Origin of the sequence: Pseudomonas sp. GM17 (genome assembly GCF_000282175.2) — a bacterium.
GTDB classification, from domain to species: domain Bacteria; phylum Pseudomonadota; class Gammaproteobacteria; order Pseudomonadales; family Pseudomonadaceae; genus Aquipseudomonas; species Aquipseudomonas chlororaphis.
The window spans coordinates 1,461,997-1,476,987 of the sequence record NZ_CP124732.1 but is presented as its reverse complement, the minus strand read 5'-3'; the positions used below and the strand labels follow the sequence as shown (position 1 = coordinate 1,476,987).

12 protein-coding genes are annotated in these 14,991 nt (G+C 65.2%); 7 read left to right on the top strand and 5 right to left on the bottom strand.

Annotation, left to right across the window (positions count from 1 at the left end; all coding sequences use genetic code 11):
* The first annotated feature begins 111 nt into the window (after positions 1 to 111).
* The 6 genes from dusB (at position 112) to tspR (ending at position 8,143) form a co-directional block, all read left to right on the top strand.
* The gene (gene dusB, locus PMI20_RS06600) at positions 112 to 1,125 is read left to right on the top strand and encodes a tRNA dihydrouridine synthase DusB (RefSeq protein WP_007921649.1); all 1,014 of its coding nucleotides are present in this window, start codon (positions 112 to 114) and stop codon (positions 1,123 to 1,125) included.
* On the top strand, positions 1,122 to 1,442 hold the full coding sequence (fis, locus tag PMI20_RS06595) for a DNA-binding transcriptional regulator Fis (protein WP_007921650.1): 321 nt from the start codon (positions 1,122 to 1,124) through the stop codon (positions 1,440 to 1,442). The genes dusB and fis overlap by 4 nt, the downstream gene beginning before the upstream one ends.
* A gap of 81 nt (positions 1,443 to 1,523) precedes the next feature.
* Positions 1,524 to 3,131 (top strand): bifunctional phosphoribosylaminoimidazolecarboxamide formyltransferase/IMP cyclohydrolase, encoded by a 1,608-nt coding sequence (gene purH, locus PMI20_RS06590; RefSeq protein WP_007921651.1) that lies wholly within the window; start codon positions 1,524 to 1,526, stop codon positions 3,129 to 3,131.
* Between the two features lie 177 nt (positions 3,132 to 3,308).
* Positions 3,309 to 4,604 carry a phosphoribosylamine--glycine ligase gene (gene purD, locus PMI20_RS06585; protein ID WP_007921652.1) on the top strand — a complete coding sequence of 432 codons (1,296 nt, stop codon included), beginning with the start codon at positions 3,309 to 3,311 and terminating at the stop codon, positions 4,602 to 4,604.
* Positions 4,605 to 4,703: 99 nt separating this feature from the next.
* The gene (locus PMI20_RS06580) at positions 4,704 to 7,487 is read left to right on the top strand and encodes a hybrid sensor histidine kinase/response regulator (protein WP_284172022.1); all 2,784 of its coding nucleotides are present in this window, start codon (positions 4,704 to 4,706) and stop codon (positions 7,485 to 7,487) included.
* A gap of 62 nt (positions 7,488 to 7,549) precedes the next feature.
* On the top strand, positions 7,550 to 8,143 hold the full coding sequence (tspR, locus tag PMI20_RS06575) for a type III secretion system genes modulator TspR (protein ID WP_007923493.1): 594 nt from the start codon (positions 7,550 to 7,552) through the stop codon (positions 8,141 to 8,143).
* Between the two features lie 81 nt (positions 8,144 to 8,224).
* Here the strand turns inward: tspR and PMI20_RS06570 are convergent, their stop codons facing one another.
* The 5 genes from PMI20_RS06570 to cobG form a co-directional block, all read right to left on the bottom strand.
* Positions 8,225 to 8,485: a hypothetical protein gene (locus PMI20_RS06570; protein ID WP_007923491.1), complete on the bottom strand. Its 261-nt coding sequence runs from the start codon at positions 8,483 to 8,485 to the stop codon at positions 8,225 to 8,227.
* A 675-nt stretch (positions 8,486 to 9,160) separates the two neighbouring features.
* Positions 9,161 to 10,882 carry a precorrin-3B C(17)-methyltransferase gene (gene cobJ / locus PMI20_RS06565; RefSeq protein WP_007932944.1) on the bottom strand — a complete coding sequence of 574 codons (1,722 nt, stop codon included), beginning with the start codon at positions 10,880 to 10,882 and terminating at the stop codon, positions 9,161 to 9,163.
* A complete protein-coding gene (locus PMI20_RS06560; protein WP_037036340.1) occupies positions 10,882 to 11,613 on the bottom strand; it encodes a precorrin-2 C(20)-methyltransferase in 732 nt (243 codons plus the stop codon). The genes cobJ and PMI20_RS06560 overlap by 1 nt, the downstream gene beginning before the upstream one ends.
* Positions 11,613 to 12,239, bottom strand: a complete 627-nt coding sequence (locus PMI20_RS06555; RefSeq protein ID WP_007932940.1) for a precorrin-8X methylmutase — start codon at positions 12,237 to 12,239, stop codon at positions 11,613 to 11,615. The genes PMI20_RS06560 and PMI20_RS06555 overlap by 1 nt, the downstream gene beginning before the upstream one ends.
* Positions 12,232 to 13,545, bottom strand: a complete 1,314-nt coding sequence (cobG, locus tag PMI20_RS06550; protein WP_037036337.1) for a precorrin-3B synthase — start codon at positions 13,543 to 13,545, stop codon at positions 12,232 to 12,234. Before cobG ends, PMI20_RS06555 begins: the two co-directional genes overlap by 8 nt.
* Before the next feature lie 138 nt (positions 13,546 to 13,683).
* On the opposite strand from cobG, the gene cbiE reads away from it, so the two are divergent.
* Positions 13,684 to 14,889: a precorrin-6y C5,15-methyltransferase (decarboxylating) subunit CbiE gene (gene cbiE / locus PMI20_RS06545; protein WP_284172017.1), complete on the top strand. Its 1,206-nt coding sequence runs from the start codon at positions 13,684 to 13,686 to the stop codon at positions 14,887 to 14,889.
* The last annotated feature ends 102 nt before the right edge of the window (positions 14,890 to 14,991 follow it).

Below are 14,991 nucleotides of genomic sequence, written 5' to 3'. Positions count from 1 at the left end.
AATAACTGTTCAGATTTTATCCAATTCAGCCTTTATCCAGTCATCGAGAGCGGGTATCATGCCAACCCTTTTTCGAACTCTCATGATCCGGCCCCACAACAGGGAAGTCCTATGTCGGCGGTACGCATCGGCCCATATACATTGCACAACGGCTTGATTCTCGCCCCCATGGCGGGCGTCACCGACCAGCCCTTTCGTCAGCTTTGCAAGCGGCTGGGTGCAGGCCTTGTAGTCTCGGAAATGGTCACCAGCGACATGAGTTTGTGGAACAGTCGCAAATCGCGCCTGCGCATGATCCACGAGGGCGATCCCGAGCCGCGCTCGGTACAGATCGCCGGTGGCGATGCACAGATGCTGGCGGATGCCGCCCGCGCCAACGTCGAGTTGGGCGCACAGATTATTGATATCAACATGGGTTGCCCGGCGAAGAAGGTCTGCAACAAGGCCGCCGGCTCCGCGTTACTGAAAGATGAAGATCTGGTGAACGAGATCCTGCAGGCCGTGGTGGCCGCAGTCGATGTGCCGGTCACCCTGAAGATCCGTACCGGCTGGGACCGGGCGAACAAGAACGGCCTGACGGTGGCGAAGATCGCCGAACAGGCAGGCATCACGGCATTGGCGGTCCATGGCCGGACCCGGGCCGACCTGTACACGGGCGTTGCCGAGTACGACACCATCGCTGCGATCAAGCAGGCGGTGTCGATCCCGGTCTTCGCCAACGGCGATATCGACTCGCCCGAGAAGGCCCGCTACGTCCTCGACGCTACCGGTGCCGACGGGCTGTTGATTGGCCGGGCCGCTCAGGGGCGGCCATGGATTTTTCGTGAGATCGAACATTTTCTGCGTACCGGTCAAACCCTGCCGGCACCTGAGCTGTTCGAGGTGGAACGTATTCTGCTTGAGCATCTGGCCGCGCTGCATGCCTTCTATGGCGATGTCATGGGCGTACGCATTGCTCGCAAGCATGTGGGCTGGTATCTCGCAACTCTGCCGGGCGCCAGGGAGTTTCGCGCCCACTTCAATCGTTTGGAAGATACGGAAGCACAGTGCGCCAACGTTCGTGAGTTCTTTGCCGAGCGTTACAAGAGCCTGGTGACAGGGGACGGAGAAGGGGTGGCCGCATGACGATGATGACCGAGACTTTAGTGAGTGGAACAGCACCCGTGAGCGACAACGTGAATTTGAAACAGCACCTCAATACGCCGAGCGAAGAAGGCCAGACCCTTCGCGGGAGTGTCGAGAAGGCGCTGCACAATTATTTCGCCCACCTTGAGGGCGCGGCCGTCACGGACGTGTACAACCTGGTGCTCTCCGAAGTCGAGGCTCCTTTGCTCGAAAGCGTGATGAACTACGTCAAGGGCAACCAGACCAAGGCCAGCGAGCTGCTCGGTCTGAACCGCGGCACCCTGCGCAAGAAACTCAAGCAGTACGATTTGCTGTAAGCATTCAATCAAACCAGAAAGGCGCCCGCGTAAAACCGGTCGCCTTTTTTGCTGACTCCTTTGCTTTTGATGGAAATTGAGATGACCGACCAGACTACCCGCCTGCCGATCCGCCGCGCCTTGATCAGTGTTTCCGACAAGACCGGGATCCTCGAATTCGCCAAGGAGCTGGAAGCCCTGGGCGTGGAGATCCTCTCCACCGGCGGGACCTTCAAACTGCTGCAGGACAACGGCGTGGCCGCAGTGGAAGTCGCGGATTACACCGGTTTCGCGGAAATGATGGACGGCCGGGTGAAGACCCTGCACCCGAAAATCCACGGCGGTATCCTCGGTCGTCGCGGTATCGACGACGCCATCATGAACGAGCACGGCATCAAGCCGATCGACCTGGTAGCGGTCAACCTCTACCCGTTCGAAGCCACCATCTCCAAGCCGGGCTGCGACCTGCCGACCGCCATCGAGAACATCGACATCGGCGGCCCGACCATGGTCCGTTCGGCGGCCAAGAACCACAAAGACGTGGCCATCGTGGTCAACGCCAGCGATTACGGCCAGGTGCTGGAAAGCCTCAAGGCCGGCGGCCTGACCTACGCCCAGCGTTTCGACCTGATGCTCAAGGCCTTCGAACACACCGCGGCCTATGACGGCATGATCGCCAACTACATGGGCACCGTGAACCAGGCGGCCGAAACCCTCTCGACCTCCGGCCGCAGCGAATTCCCGCGCACCTTCAACAGCCAGTTCATCAAGGCCCAGGAAATGCGCTACGGCGAGAACCCGCACCAGAGCGCGGCGTTCTACGTGGAAGCCAAGCCTGCCGAAGTCGGCATCGCCACCGCCACCCAGCTGCAAGGCAAGGAACTGTCGTACAACAACGTGGCCGACACCGACGCCGCACTGGAATGCGTGAAGAGCTTCGTCAAGCCGGCCTGCGTGATCGTCAAGCACGCCAACCCGTGCGGCGTGGCCGTGAGCCCGGACGCCGAAGGCGGTATCCGCCAGGCCTACGAACTGGCCTACGCCACCGACACCGAATCGGCCTTCGGCGGCATCATCGCCTTCAACCGCGAACTGGACGCCGAGACCGCCAAGGCCATCGTCGAGCGTCAGTTCGTTGAAGTGATCATTGCCCCAAGCGTCAGCGAAGAAGCTCGCGCCGTGGTGGCAGCCAAAGCCAACGTGCGCCTGCTGGCCTGCGGCGAGTGGTCGGCGGACCGCGTTCCGGCCTGGGACTACAAGCGCGTCAACGGTGGCCTGCTGGTGCAGAGCCGCGATATCGGCATGATCGGCGCCGACGACCTGAAAGTGGTGACCAAGCGCGCCCCGACCGAACAGGAAATCCACGACCTGATCTTCGCCTGGAAAGTGGCCAAGTTCGTCAAATCCAACGCCATCGTCTACGCCAAGAACCGTCAGACCATCGGCGTCGGCGCCGGCCAGATGAGCCGCGTGAACTCCGCCCGTATCGCCGCGATCAAGGCTGAACACGCCGGCCTGCAAGTGCAGGGCGCAGTCATGGCGTCCGATGCGTTCTTCCCGTTCCGCGACGGCATCGACAACGCGGCCAAGGTCGGCATCACCGCAGTGATCCAGCCAGGCGGCTCGATGCGCGACAACGAAGTGATCGCCGCCGCCGACGAAGCCGGAATCGCAATGGTATTCACCGGAATGCGCCACTTCCGCCACTAAGCATCAATGGGGCGCCACCCTCCCCTGTAGCCGCTGCCGAAGGCTGCGATAGACCCGAAGGGTCTTCAGCGATCTGAAATCCTGCAACCGCTTCGCGGTTGATCGCAGCCTGGCGGCAGCGGCTACAACGTCAGGCTTGCGCGCTTCCCCAAATTAGCGTCATCCGAGGTTTTTGAAATGAATGTACTGATCATTGGTAGCGGCGGTCGTGAACACGCCCTGGCCTGGAAAGTCGCTCAAGACCCACGGGTCGAGAAAGTCTTCGTGGCGCCGGGCAATGCCGGCACCGCCATCGAGGCCAAGTGCGAGAACGTGGCCATCGACGTATTGGCCCTCGAGCAGCTGGCCGACTTTGCCGAGAAGAACGTGTCCCTGACCATCGTCGGTCCGGAAGTACCGCTGGTGGCTGGCGTGGTCGACCTGTTCCGCTCCCGTGGCCTGGACTGCTTCGGTCCGACCGCTGGCGCGGCCCAGCTGGAAGGCTCGAAAGCCTTCACCAAGGATTTCCTGGCACGCCACAAGATCCCGACCGCCGACTACCAGAACTTCACCGAGATCGAGCCGGCCCTGGCCTATCTGCGGGAAAAAGGCGCGCCGATCGTGATCAAGGCCGACGGCCTGGCCGCCGGTAAAGGCGTGATCGTCGCCATGACCCTGAGCGAGGCCGAAGACGCCGTGCGCGACATGCTGGCCGGCAATGCCTTCGGCGACGCCGGTTCGCGCGTGGTGATCGAAGAGTTCCTCGACGGCGAGGAAGCCAGCTTCATCGTCATGGTCGACGGCAAGAACGTGCTGCCCATGGCCACCAGCCAGGACCACAAACGCGTCGGCGACGGCGACAGCGGCCCGAACACCGGCGGCATGGGGGCCTACTCCCCTGCCCCGGTGGTCACCGCCGACGTGCACCAGCGCGTGATGGACCAGGTGATCTGGCCGACCGTGCGCGGCATGGCCGACGAAGGCAACGTCTACACCGGTTTCCTGTACGCCGGCCTGATGATCGACAAGGCCGGCAACCCGAAAGTCATCGAGTTCAACTGCCGCTTCGGCGATCCGGAAACCCAACCGGTGATGCTGCGCCTGCAATCGAGCCTGGTGCTGCTGGTCGAGGCCGCCCTGGCCCAGGCGCTGGACAAGGTCGAAGCGCAATGGGATCCACGTCCGAGCCTGGGCATCGTCCTGGCCGCTGGCGGCTATCCTGGTGACTACGCCAAAGGCGCGGTGATCGAAGGCCTGGACGCGGCCGCCAAACTGGAAGGCAAAGTCTTCCACGCCGGCACCGCGCTCAAGGACGGTCAGGTGGTAACCTCCGGCGGCCGCGTGCTCTGCGCCACCGCCCTGGGCGAAAGCGTGGGTGCCGCGCAGCAGCAGGCCTACCAACTGGCAGCTAAGATCGATTGGCAAGGCTGCTTCTACCGCAAAGACATCGGTTACCGGGCCATTGCCCGCGAGCGTGGCGAAAGTCAGGAGTAATCCTGTCTTCCTGTCCGGCAAGGGCCCCAGGCCCTTGCCGGACGGCTCCAGCGCCGCGCATAGTTATAATCTGGCATCAACCTACGAAGGGATTTCGCCGTGCGCTGGCTCAGGACTGCCATAGGTTTCACCGTCACTCTGCTGACCCTGCTCTGCTTGATCCCGGCCCAGGCCGCACAAGGCAGTAACTGGGCCGTTTTGCTCGATGAACAGGCCGACCTGCAACTGAGCGATATCCGCTCCCCGCGCTACACCAATCAATTCAGCCCGATCGAACTGGAACGCATCACCGCCGCCGAACCCGGAGGCGCGTTATGGCTGCGTTTCAAACTGCAACCGGGCAAGCACGAACAACTGCTGCGGATCTTCGCGCCCGATCTGTCACGCCTGGACATGTATGTGCTGGACGGCGACAACCTGGTCGAGCAACTGACCTCCGGCACCCAGCAGCCCCAGGCCGAACGGCCTTTGCCCAGCAGCGACTTCATGCTGCCGCTGCCGCAGAACCAGAAGACCCTCGATGTCTACCTGCGCCTGGTCTCCGACCATCAGTTGCGCCCTTACATCACCCTGCAACCGGCGGTCATGACCGCGGCCAATCAAGGCCAGAGCGTGCTGTACGGCCTGCTGTTCGGCTGCATGGGCATGCTGATGCTGCACAACCTGGTGCGCTACGCCTACACCCGTTCGCGCAGCAGCCTGTGGCTGGCGTCCTGCGAAGCCCTGGTGATGCTCAGCCTGGCGCTGATGCTCAACCTGTTCGGCCCCTGGCTGCCGGACTGGCACGCGATACAGACCCCTGGCGCCTACCTGGCGCTGTTGCTGACCACCCCTTGCGGGCTGATGTTCGTCTATCGCTTTTTTGCCCCGCTGGGCCCGCACCCACTGAACAAGCTGCTGCTGGTCGACATCCTGATGGTCGGCCTGTGTAGCCTGTTGCTGCTGTTCGTCGATTCGCTCCCGCTGAACCTCATCACCTACGGCCTGGTGGCCCTGGTCGGCCTGAGCATGCTGTTCATCGCCGGTTATCACTGGCACAAAGGCTACCGCCCGGCGCGCTTCTTCGTGGCCGGCATGGGCATCTTCAACATCGGTGCGTTGATCGTGCTGCCAGCGTTGCTGGGGCTGACCATGGTCGCGCCCCAGGGCCTGATCATTACCTTGCTGGTAACCATGTGCCTGAGCGGGCTGGCGATGAGCATCGCCCTGGGCGAGCGCCAGCGCAGCATCACCGAGAACGAGTTCAGCGTCAGCCGCGACCTCGCCGCCAGTAACGCCGAGGTCAATGCCAAGGCCGAGTTCCTGGCCAAGATTAGCCACGAGATCCGCACACCGATGAATGGCGTGCTGGGTATGACCGAGCTGCTGCTGGGCACGCCACTGTCGGTCAAGCAACGCGACTACGTGCAGACCATCCACAGCGCCGGCAACGAGCTGCTGACCCTGATCAACGAGATCCTCGACATCTCCAAGCTCGAGTCCGGGCAGATCGAGCTGGACGACGTGCAGTTCGACCTCAATGCACTGATCGAGGACTGCCTGAGTATTTTCCGCGCCAAGGCCGAGCAGCAGAACGTCGAGCTGATCAGCTTCATCCAGCCGCAGGTGCCGCGCGTGATCAGCGGCGACCCGACGCGCTTGCGCCAGGCCATGCTCAGCCTGTTGGAAAACGCCCTGAAGAAGACCGACGAAGGCGAGGTCCTGGTGGTGGTCGCGCTGGACGAGCGCACCAGCAAACCGCGCCTGCGCATCGCCGTGCAGGACAGCGGCCAGCCGATGGAAGCCGAAGAGCGCGATGCCCTGCTGCATTCGGAACTGCACAGCAAGAACTTCCTCGCCAGCACCCGCCTGGGCGGCAATCTCGGCCTGGTCATCGCCCGCCAGCTGATCCTGCTGATGCATGGCGAGTTCGGGGTCAAGACCAGCGCCAACCAGGGCAGCACCCTGTGGCTGACCCTGCCGCTGGACCCTGAGCGCCTGGAGCACCCGACGTCCGACCTGGATGGCCCGCTGCAAGGCGCCCGGGTGCTGGTGGTGGACGACAACGACACCTGCCGCAAGGTCCTGGTGCAGCAATGCAGCGCCTGGGGCCTGAACGTCAGCGCCGTGCCTTCGGGCAAGGAAGCCCTGGCCCTGCTGCGCACCAAGGCGCACCTGCGCGACTACTTCGATGTGGTGCTGCTCGACCAGAACATGCCCGGCATGACCGGCATGCAACTGGCGGCCAAGATCAAGGAAGACCCGAGCCTGAACCACGACATCCTGCTGATCATGCTCACCGGCATCAGCAACGCGCCGAGCAAGGTCATCGCGCGCAACGCCGGGGTCAAGCGCATTCTCGCCAAACCGGTGGCCGGCTACACCCTCAAGACCACCCTGGCCGACGAGCTGACCCAGCGCAACAAGGGCCAACTGGTCCCCCATCAGCCCCATTCGCTGAGCGGGGTTGCGGTGCCGGTCAAGGTGCCGAGTGACTTCCGCATCCTGGTCGCCGAGGACAACAGCATCTCCACCAAGGTGATTCGCGGCATGCTCGGCAAGCTCAACCTGCAGCCCGATACCGCGAGCAACGGCGAAGAAGCCCTGCAAGCGATGAAGGCCCAGCGCTACGACCTGGTGCTGATGGACTGCGAAATGCCGATCCTCGACGGTTTCTCCGCCACCCAGCAACTGCGGGCCTGGGAAGTCGGCAACCAGCGCGTGCGCACGCCGGTGGTGGCGCTGACCGCGCACATCCTCACCGAGCACAAGGAGCGCGCGCGGCAGGCCGGCATGGACGGGCACATGGCCAAGCCTGTGGAGCTGTCGCAACTGCGCGAACTGATCGAACACTGGGTGGCGCAGCGCGATCAGCAGAACCGCACCACGGCGCAACCGTCCTGAGCCGACAGTCCGGCAAACGCCTGTTAAACTCCGCTCGCCCTCCCTCGCTGTGAGTTTGCGCCATGCTCCATGTGCTGTTCAGCGTGTACCTGAAGATGCTGGTGCTCTACAGCCCCTTCTTCGTCCTGTCCTGCTTCATCAGCCTGACTCGCGGCTACTCCAGCAAGGAGCGTCGGCGCCTGGCGTGGAACGTCGCCCTGGCGACCCTGGCCTCCAGCGTGCTGCTGTATCTGTTCGGACGGGTGATCTTCAATGTGTTCGGCATCACCGTGGACGCCTTCCGCATCGGCGCCGGTAGCGTGTTGTTCATCTCGGCACTGGGCATGGCCCAGGGCAAGTCGGCGATCCAGACCGACAACGTGCAGCAGGACGTGACCATAGTGCCCTTGACCATCCCCCTGACCGTCGGCCCCGGCACCATCGGCGCCCTGCTGGTAATGGGCGTCAGCCAGCCGCACTGGGACGACAAACTCACCGCGATCCTCAGCATCGCCCTGGCCAGCTTCACGGTCGGCGTGGTGCTCTACCTGTCCAACCGCATCGAACGCATCCTCGGCGAGCAAGGCTTGCAGATCGTCAGCCGACTGATGGGCCTGTTCGTCTGCGCCCTGGCGGCGCAGATCATCTTTACCGGGGTCAAGGGGTATCTAGGCTAGAGGCAGCTGCAAGCTACAAGCGGCAAGAACGAGCGGGCTCACTGGGGACAGTGAGCCCGTGTTTTTTCTGGAGTGGACTTTTTATGCCTGCAGTTGCCACTGCAAGGCATCCAGCGCGTCGCAGCCGTCTTGCAGCAACAGGTGGGCGGCGTTGACGAAGTGAATCAGATCCTGGTCGCCCACGCCTTTGACACTCAGGCAATTGAGGCTGTGCATCAGATCGCGCGAGGCCTTGATGCGCTGCACCGCGCCGCCATGCAGATCGGCTGCGGGTGCGTTGCGGTCGAGGTGGAAAATTGGGGTGGGGGTGAGATTGCTTTGTAGGGGGATGAACTCGGTCATTGGGAAGCTCCATGGTTAGCATTTCTGCATTCATAGGCTCGCTTTCCGACCGGCTAAGATCGGCCGCCGATGCGTCGGCGACCGGGCAACTATGGCTTCGCAAAAAAACTGCGACAACCCTCAATGTGTTGCCATTCTTTCCCTCTGACGGCCCCCACGCTTCCTGTAGCCGCTGCCGAGCCTGCGAGGCTGCGATAGGACCGAAGGTCCTCCAGCGGTTTCAAAATCCCTGCGCCCCCTGCGGGGTCGATCGCAGCCTCGCAGGCTCGGCAGCGGCTACAGGGTTTAGCGCCGACCGGTAGGTCGCGCCCGGCTTTTGATCTTGATCTACCCGCCCCATCGGGAGGCCGAGCGGAGGCGTTCATCAGGGGGATGGCGCGCAGCGCCCCTCGACGCAGTCGAGGACATCGTATGGAGGTCGAAGCGAAGCCGACCGGAGTCGATGCCCCCTGATGGACGCCGGAGCGAGGGAACCTGAGCGCAGCGAAGGCCGTACGCAGGGGCAAGCGTTTTTTGGTTACTTTTTTTGGCGTTTGAAAAAAAGTGACCCGCCGTAAGGGCGGAACCCTAAGTGGCCGTTACCGCAGCAACGGATATATACACCGTCCAAAAAATGCAGCGTCAGCACAGACGCCATCGCAGGCAAGCCTCGCCCCTACAGCGGTTCGAAGTTGCCTAAGGTTTCTGCCCGTACCACCTCGGCGTATACACCCACTCCCCCCCTCCAACCTTGGGAAACACACAGGTCGTGGATGACCCCACCAACACCATGGTCCGCATATCCACCTGCTCCGGCGTCAGCTCGCCCAGGGTGATAACCCGCAACGTCTGCCCCGGACGCCCGATATCCCGCCCCAGCACCACCGGCGTGTCCGCAGTGCGGTGCTGGCGCACGATCTCCAGCGCGCGCCCCAGTTGCCAAGGGCGCGAGCGCGAGATCGGGTTGTAGAACGCCAAGGCCAGGTCGGCCTGGGACGCCAGGTCCAGGCGCTTCTCGATGATTGCCCAGGGCTTGAGGTTGTCCGACAGCGACAGCACGCAGAAATCATGCCCCAGGGGCGCGCCAGCCTGTGCGGCGGTAGCCAGGGAAGCGGAAACCCCGGGAAGGACTTCCAGCTCGACCTGATGCCAGCTCGGCTCGCTGGACTCGTGCAACGCTTCCAGCACCGCCGCGGCCATGGCGAAAACCCCCGGGTCGCCGGAGGACACCACCACCACCGAACGGCCTTGGGCCGCGAGCTCGAAGGCGTGGCGGGCACGCTGCATTTCTTCGCGGTTGTCGGTGCAGTGCATGACCTGGTCGGCGCGGAACGGGCCGGCCATGCGCACATAGGTTTCGTAGCCGAGGATATCGTTGGCCCGCGCCAGTTCGGCTTTCACCGCCGGCACCATCAGTTCGGCGGCGCCAGGGCCCAGGCCGATCACCGCCAGGCGGCCACGGGGGCGGCCGATCCGCTGCGGGTCCAGCGGCTGGCTGGCCACGGCAATGGCGATGTCTTCACCCACGCTGAGCGGCGGCAACAGTTGCGGCACAGCCTGTTGCGCCAGTTCGGCCACGCTGCTGGCGGCCGGGGCGAAACGCAAAGATACGCCCAGCTCGGCGGCGGCTTCGCGCAAGGCCGGGCTGGCCATCTCGGTATCGGCGGCCAGCAGGCAAGCGACGGACTGCACGGCGATTTTGGCGGTGTGCAGGGCGGCTCGCAGATGCGCGGCGAGTTCGGGGCCGCTATCGCGAGCAAGCTCGCTCCTACAGGTGAGGGCGATGAGGACGCTGCGCGGATAGATCAGCAGCTCATTGGCGGATGGCTCGCACTCGGCGGAGCCGACGCGAATGGTCAGCCGGGCCTGTTGGTCTTCCGGCAACTTGGCTTCGGCCAGCCAGGGCGCGGCGCCTTCGATGCGCACGCTTTCACCGCCCAGCAGGTCGGAGACGAAACGCTTGCCCAGCTCCAGATCACCCAGGGCATAGCCGCTCGGTGGGTTGAGCAGGCAGGTGCCGAAGCGCAGCTCGCCGCTGGTGGTGATGGCCGCCGCCACACCCAGGCCGGCGGCGATTTCCCGGGCCATGACGTTCACTCCGCCCAGGCCACCGAGCAACGGCACCACGGCGCTGCCGTCTTCGGCCACGGCCAGCACCGGCGGCTCCGCGCCCTTCTCCAGCAGCAGCGGCGCCAGGGTGCGGATGACGATGCCCGCGGCGCACAGGGCGATGATCGGCGTGTCCTGTTGATACAGCTGACGCAGGGTCGCGCCGAACTCCTGGTACGGGCGGTCGGCGCCCTCGACCCGTTCGGCCAGGCCGTGGATCAGCGCGTCCGGGTACAGCTGTTGAAGTTTGCGCGCAGTCGCCAGGCTGCCTTGGCCAAGGATGACGATGGCCGGTGCGGGACGGGCCATCAACCTTGCCACCTTTCACCGGGCACGATGATCAACGAGAAATACGGCGAGGACATCGGCTGCACTTCATCCAGCGGCACGATCTTCTGGTTGGCCATGGTCGCGCGCTCGACGTACAGCGCGCGCTCGGCCAGGCCCAGCTCTTCGAGCACCTGGCGCACCTTGGGGAAGTTGCGCCCCAGCTTCATCACCACCGCCGCGTCGGCATCGGCCAGGCGGCGCTTGAGTTCGTCATGGGGCAACACGCCGGAGAGCACCGACAGGCTCTGGTTGCGATACACCAGCGGCGCACCCAGCACCGAGGCGCCACCGAGCATCGAGCACACCCCCGGCACCACTTCGGCCGGGTAACGCTCGGCCAGGCGGTCGTGCAGGTACATGTAGGAGCCGTAGAAGAACGGGTCGCCTTCACAGATCACCGCCACGTCGCGGCCGGCGTCCAGATGCTCGGCCAAGCCTTCGGCGGCGCTGTCATAGAAGTCGCTGATCACTTGCTCGTAGGACAGCGGCGCCGGCAGCACTTCGGTGGTCACCGGGTAGACCAGCGGCACCAGGGTCTGCGCGCCTTGCAGGTGCGCTTCGATGATGCCGAAGGCATTGCCCTTTTTACCCTTGGCGACGAAGTACGCCACCACCGGCGATTCGCGCAGCAGGCGCAGGGCCTTGACGGTAATCAGTTCCGGATCACCGGGGCCGACGCCCAGGCCGATCAAACGTCCAGGTTGCTGCATCATTCGATCTCCGTGGCCAGGGCGTTGACGGCGGCGGCGGCCATGGCGCTGCCGCCCAGGCGACCTTGCATGATCACAAAAGGCACGCCGCGGCTGTCGGCGGCGAGCATCGCCTTGGACTCGGCCGCGCCGACGAAACCTACCGGGAAACCGAGGATCAGCGCCGGTTTCGGCGCGCCGGCGTCGAGCATTTCCAGCAGGTAGAACAGCGCGGTCGGGGCGTTGCCGATCACCACCACGCTGCCCTCCAGGTACGGCCGCCACAGCTCCAGGGCCACCGCCGAGCGGGTGTTGCCCAGCTCGCGGGCCAGCTCCGGCACGCTTTCGTCGCGCAGGGTGCAGATCACCTGATTGTTCGCCGGCAGACGGGCGCGGGTGATGCCTTCGGCCACCATGCGCGCATCGCAGAGAATCGGCGCGCCGGCCGCCAGGGCAGCGCGCCCGGCCTGGCCCGCGCCTTCGGAGAACTGCAGGCCGTCGATGGCATCGACCATGCCGCAGGCATGGATCACCCGCACCGCGAGCTTTTCCAGGTCCGCGGGGATGCGATCGAGCCTGGCCTCCTCGCGAATGATCGCGAAGGAGTTGCGATAGATCTCCTGACCGTCGCGGATGTAATCAATCATGGGTGTTGCTCCGTGGGCGGGCATCGAGCAATGCGCCGGCCGCTTCAAGGGAAAGGTTGCGTGCGTGCAGCGTGCCGAAACCCGGCTGCGCGGCATCGCGAAAATAGAGGTCGTAACGACCGGGTGCGACGGCCAGCAAGGTAGCCGGTGCCACATGGGCGGCGGCGCAGGAACGCGAGCAGCCGGACAGGTGCACGTCCAGCTGATGGCCGTGGCGCTGGAGCAAGGCGGCCAGCTTCAGCGCGTCACCCTTGGTGTCGGCCAGGGCCTTGCCGCAGCCGCTGGAACCGGTGCAGGCAATCAGGTGGGCCAGGGGCTGCTCTGGCGAGCAGAGAAAACCCAGCTGCTGCAGGTGATGTGTGACTTCAACTGCGTCTTCGGCCCGCAGATTTGGCAGCAACAGGCTCTGCCAGGGGGTGAACCTCAGGCTGCCGTCGCCCCATTGCTCGGCCAGCTGCGCTGCGCCGCGCAGCATCGACGGGGCCAGCCGCCCCAGGGGCGTGACGGCACCGACATAGACCTGGCCCGGTTGCCGCTGTGGATAAGTGCCGATATGCAGCGGCTCGGAAGGGGCCACGCGCTGCCAATCGCCCACCCTGATTACCGGCCCCGACAAGCGCGCGGACACCTGCGCCAGCAGCGCGGCCGCCGAGTGCTCCGTCAACAGCTGGCGCATGCGGGTCTGTTCGGGGCGGGCCAGGTCGAGGAACAGCTCCAGCACCGCCACCACCAGGGCCAGCCCATCCTCCAGCGCCACGCTGGCCAGGGGCCGGTCCCCAGGGCAGCCGGCCAGACCGAAGGCCAGCCAGGGCTCGCCCGCGCCTTCGAACGCCGAGAGCCACAGGTCATGGGGATGCTCCAGCATGGCCAGGGCCTCGCCGCCGTCGAGTTGCACGGCGAACTTGGGCGACAACTCATGAAAGCGCGGATGGCTTTGCACAGTGGCGAGAATCTGCCCGGCCAGGGGACGGGTGTCGAGGATCATCGTGCGGTCGATCCCGGCCGTGGGGCTGAGCATCAGGTTGCGCACGTCATCACCGGCCGCGGTGGTCGGTCCCAGGCCGGCGGCCAGCAGATCGGCGATCAGCGCCTGATGCTCGGCGCCGATCCCGCGAATCTGCAGGTTGGCGCGGTTGGTCGCCTCGATCACCCCGCCGGCATAACGCTCGGCCGCAGCAGCCACCGCGCGGGCCTGGGCGGCGCTGATCGCCCCGCCGGCCAGCTTGATCCGGCAGATACCGCCGTCCAGCGCCGGGACGATACGCAGCAACCCCGGACAGGCCGAGGGGCGTAAGGCGGTGGACATCGGACGTTCGTTCAAGGGGGTGACCGGCTGTGTGGGAAAGGCGCTTCGCGGGCGAAGGCGCGGTATTATGCCTGCTTTGTCCGAAGGCATGAAAAGCCTGCCTGTCGGAAGAACAGGTTTTACCCTCGAGGAATAGCGATGTCGCCCTGGCTGACAGTAGTGGGAATCGGTGAAGACGGCTTCAAGGGCCTGGGCAAGAACGCCCGGCGGGCCCTGATGGGCGCTTCACGGATCGTCGGCGGCCAGCGGCAACTGGACCTGTTGCCGGTGTGCATCCGCGGCGAGCGGCAACTGTGGCCGAGCCCTTTCTCACTGGAGCCGGTGCTGGCCAAGCGCGGCGAGCCGGTGTGCGTGCTGGCCAGCGGCGACCCGATGCTGTTCGGCGTCGGCGCCAGCCTGGCGCGGCAGGTGGCTCAGGAAGAAATGCACGTCCTGCCCTCGCCTTCCTCTTATTCACTGGCGGCCGCGCGCCTGGGCTGGCCGCTGCAAGAGGTGGTGACGCTCTCGGTGGTCGCCCGCCCCGTGGCCGCCCTCAGCGCCCAGCTGTTCAGCGGCGTGCGCCTGCTGGTCCTGAGCAATGACGGCCTCAGCCCCTCGGCCATCGCCGCGCTGCTGCGCGAACGCGGCTTCGGCCCGAGCCGTCTCAGCGTGCTCGAGCACCTGGGCGGCGAGGCCGAACGACGGACCGACAGTACCGCCAACGACTGGAGCGACCCGGCCATCGCCGACCTCAACCTGGTAGCCATCGAATGCCTGGCCGAGCCCAATACGCCGCGCCTGTCGCGCCTGGCCGGCTTGCCCGACTCGGCCTTCCAGCATGACGGCCAGCTGACCAAGCGCGACGTCCGCGCCATTACCCTGGCTCGCCTGGCCCCTGTGCCTGGCGAACTGTTGTGGGATGTCGGCGCCGGCAGCGGCTCGATCGGCATCGAGTGGATGCGCGCGCACCCCAGCTGCCGGACCCTGGCCATCGAAGCCGACCCAGGCCGCCAGCAACTGATCGAACACAACCGCGACGCCCTCGGCGTGCCCGGCCTGCAACTGGTTCGCGGCAGCGCGCCCCAGGCGCTGGATGGCCTGGAAGCCCCGGACGCGATCTTCATCGGCGGCGGCGTGACCCGCCCCGGCGTGCTCGACGCCTGCTGGGCCCGGCTCAAGCCCGGTGGCCGGCTGGTGGCCAACGCCGTGACCCTGCAAAGCGAAACGACCCTGATGGCCTGGCGCGAACGGCATGGCGGCGAGCTGACCCGCATCCATGTCGCCCAGGCCCTGCCGCTGGGGGACTTCGACACCTGGCGCCAGGCCCTGCCCATTACCTTGCTCGACCTCGTCAAACCGCTATGAGCACCCTGCCCTCCCCTGTAGGAGCGAGCTTGCTCGCGATCCAGACCACGCGGTCCGTCTGGCGGACGCTATCGCGAGCAAGCTCGCGCCTGCACAAGGCCG

Coding starts and splice junctions, on each gene's coding strand:
- purH (WP_007921651.1), top strand. CDS start 1,524: ATGACCGACCAGACTACCCGCCTGCCGATCCGCCGCGCCTTGATCAGT.
- tspR (WP_007923493.1), top strand. CDS start 7,550: ATGCTCCATGTGCTGTTCAGCGTGTACCTGAAGATGCTGGTGCTCTAC.
- cobG (WP_037036337.1), bottom strand. CDS start 13,545: ATGTCCACCGCCTTACGCCCCTCGGCCTGTCCGGGGTTGCTGCGTATC.
- purD (WP_007921652.1), top strand. CDS start 3,309: ATGAATGTACTGATCATTGGTAGCGGCGGTCGTGAACACGCCCTGGCC.
- cbiE (WP_284172017.1), top strand. CDS start 13,684: ATGTCGCCCTGGCTGACAGTAGTGGGAATCGGTGAAGACGGCTTCAAG.
- PMI20_RS06555 (WP_007932940.1), bottom strand. CDS start 12,239: ATGATTGATTACATCCGCGACGGTCAGGAGATCTATCGCAACTCCTTC.
- PMI20_RS06570 (WP_007923491.1), bottom strand. CDS start 8,485: ATGACCGAGTTCATCCCCCTACAAAGCAATCTCACCCCCACCCCAATT.
- fis (WP_007921650.1), top strand. CDS start 1,122: ATGACGATGATGACCGAGACTTTAGTGAGTGGAACAGCACCCGTGAGC.
- PMI20_RS06560 (WP_037036340.1), bottom strand. CDS start 11,613: ATGCAGCAACCTGGACGTTTGATCGGCCTGGGCGTCGGCCCCGGTGAT.
- dusB (WP_007921649.1), top strand. CDS start 112: ATGTCGGCGGTACGCATCGGCCCATATACATTGCACAACGGCTTGATT.
- cobJ (WP_007932944.1), bottom strand. CDS start 10,882: ATGGCCCGTCCCGCACCGGCCATCGTCATCCTTGGCCAAGGCAGCCTG.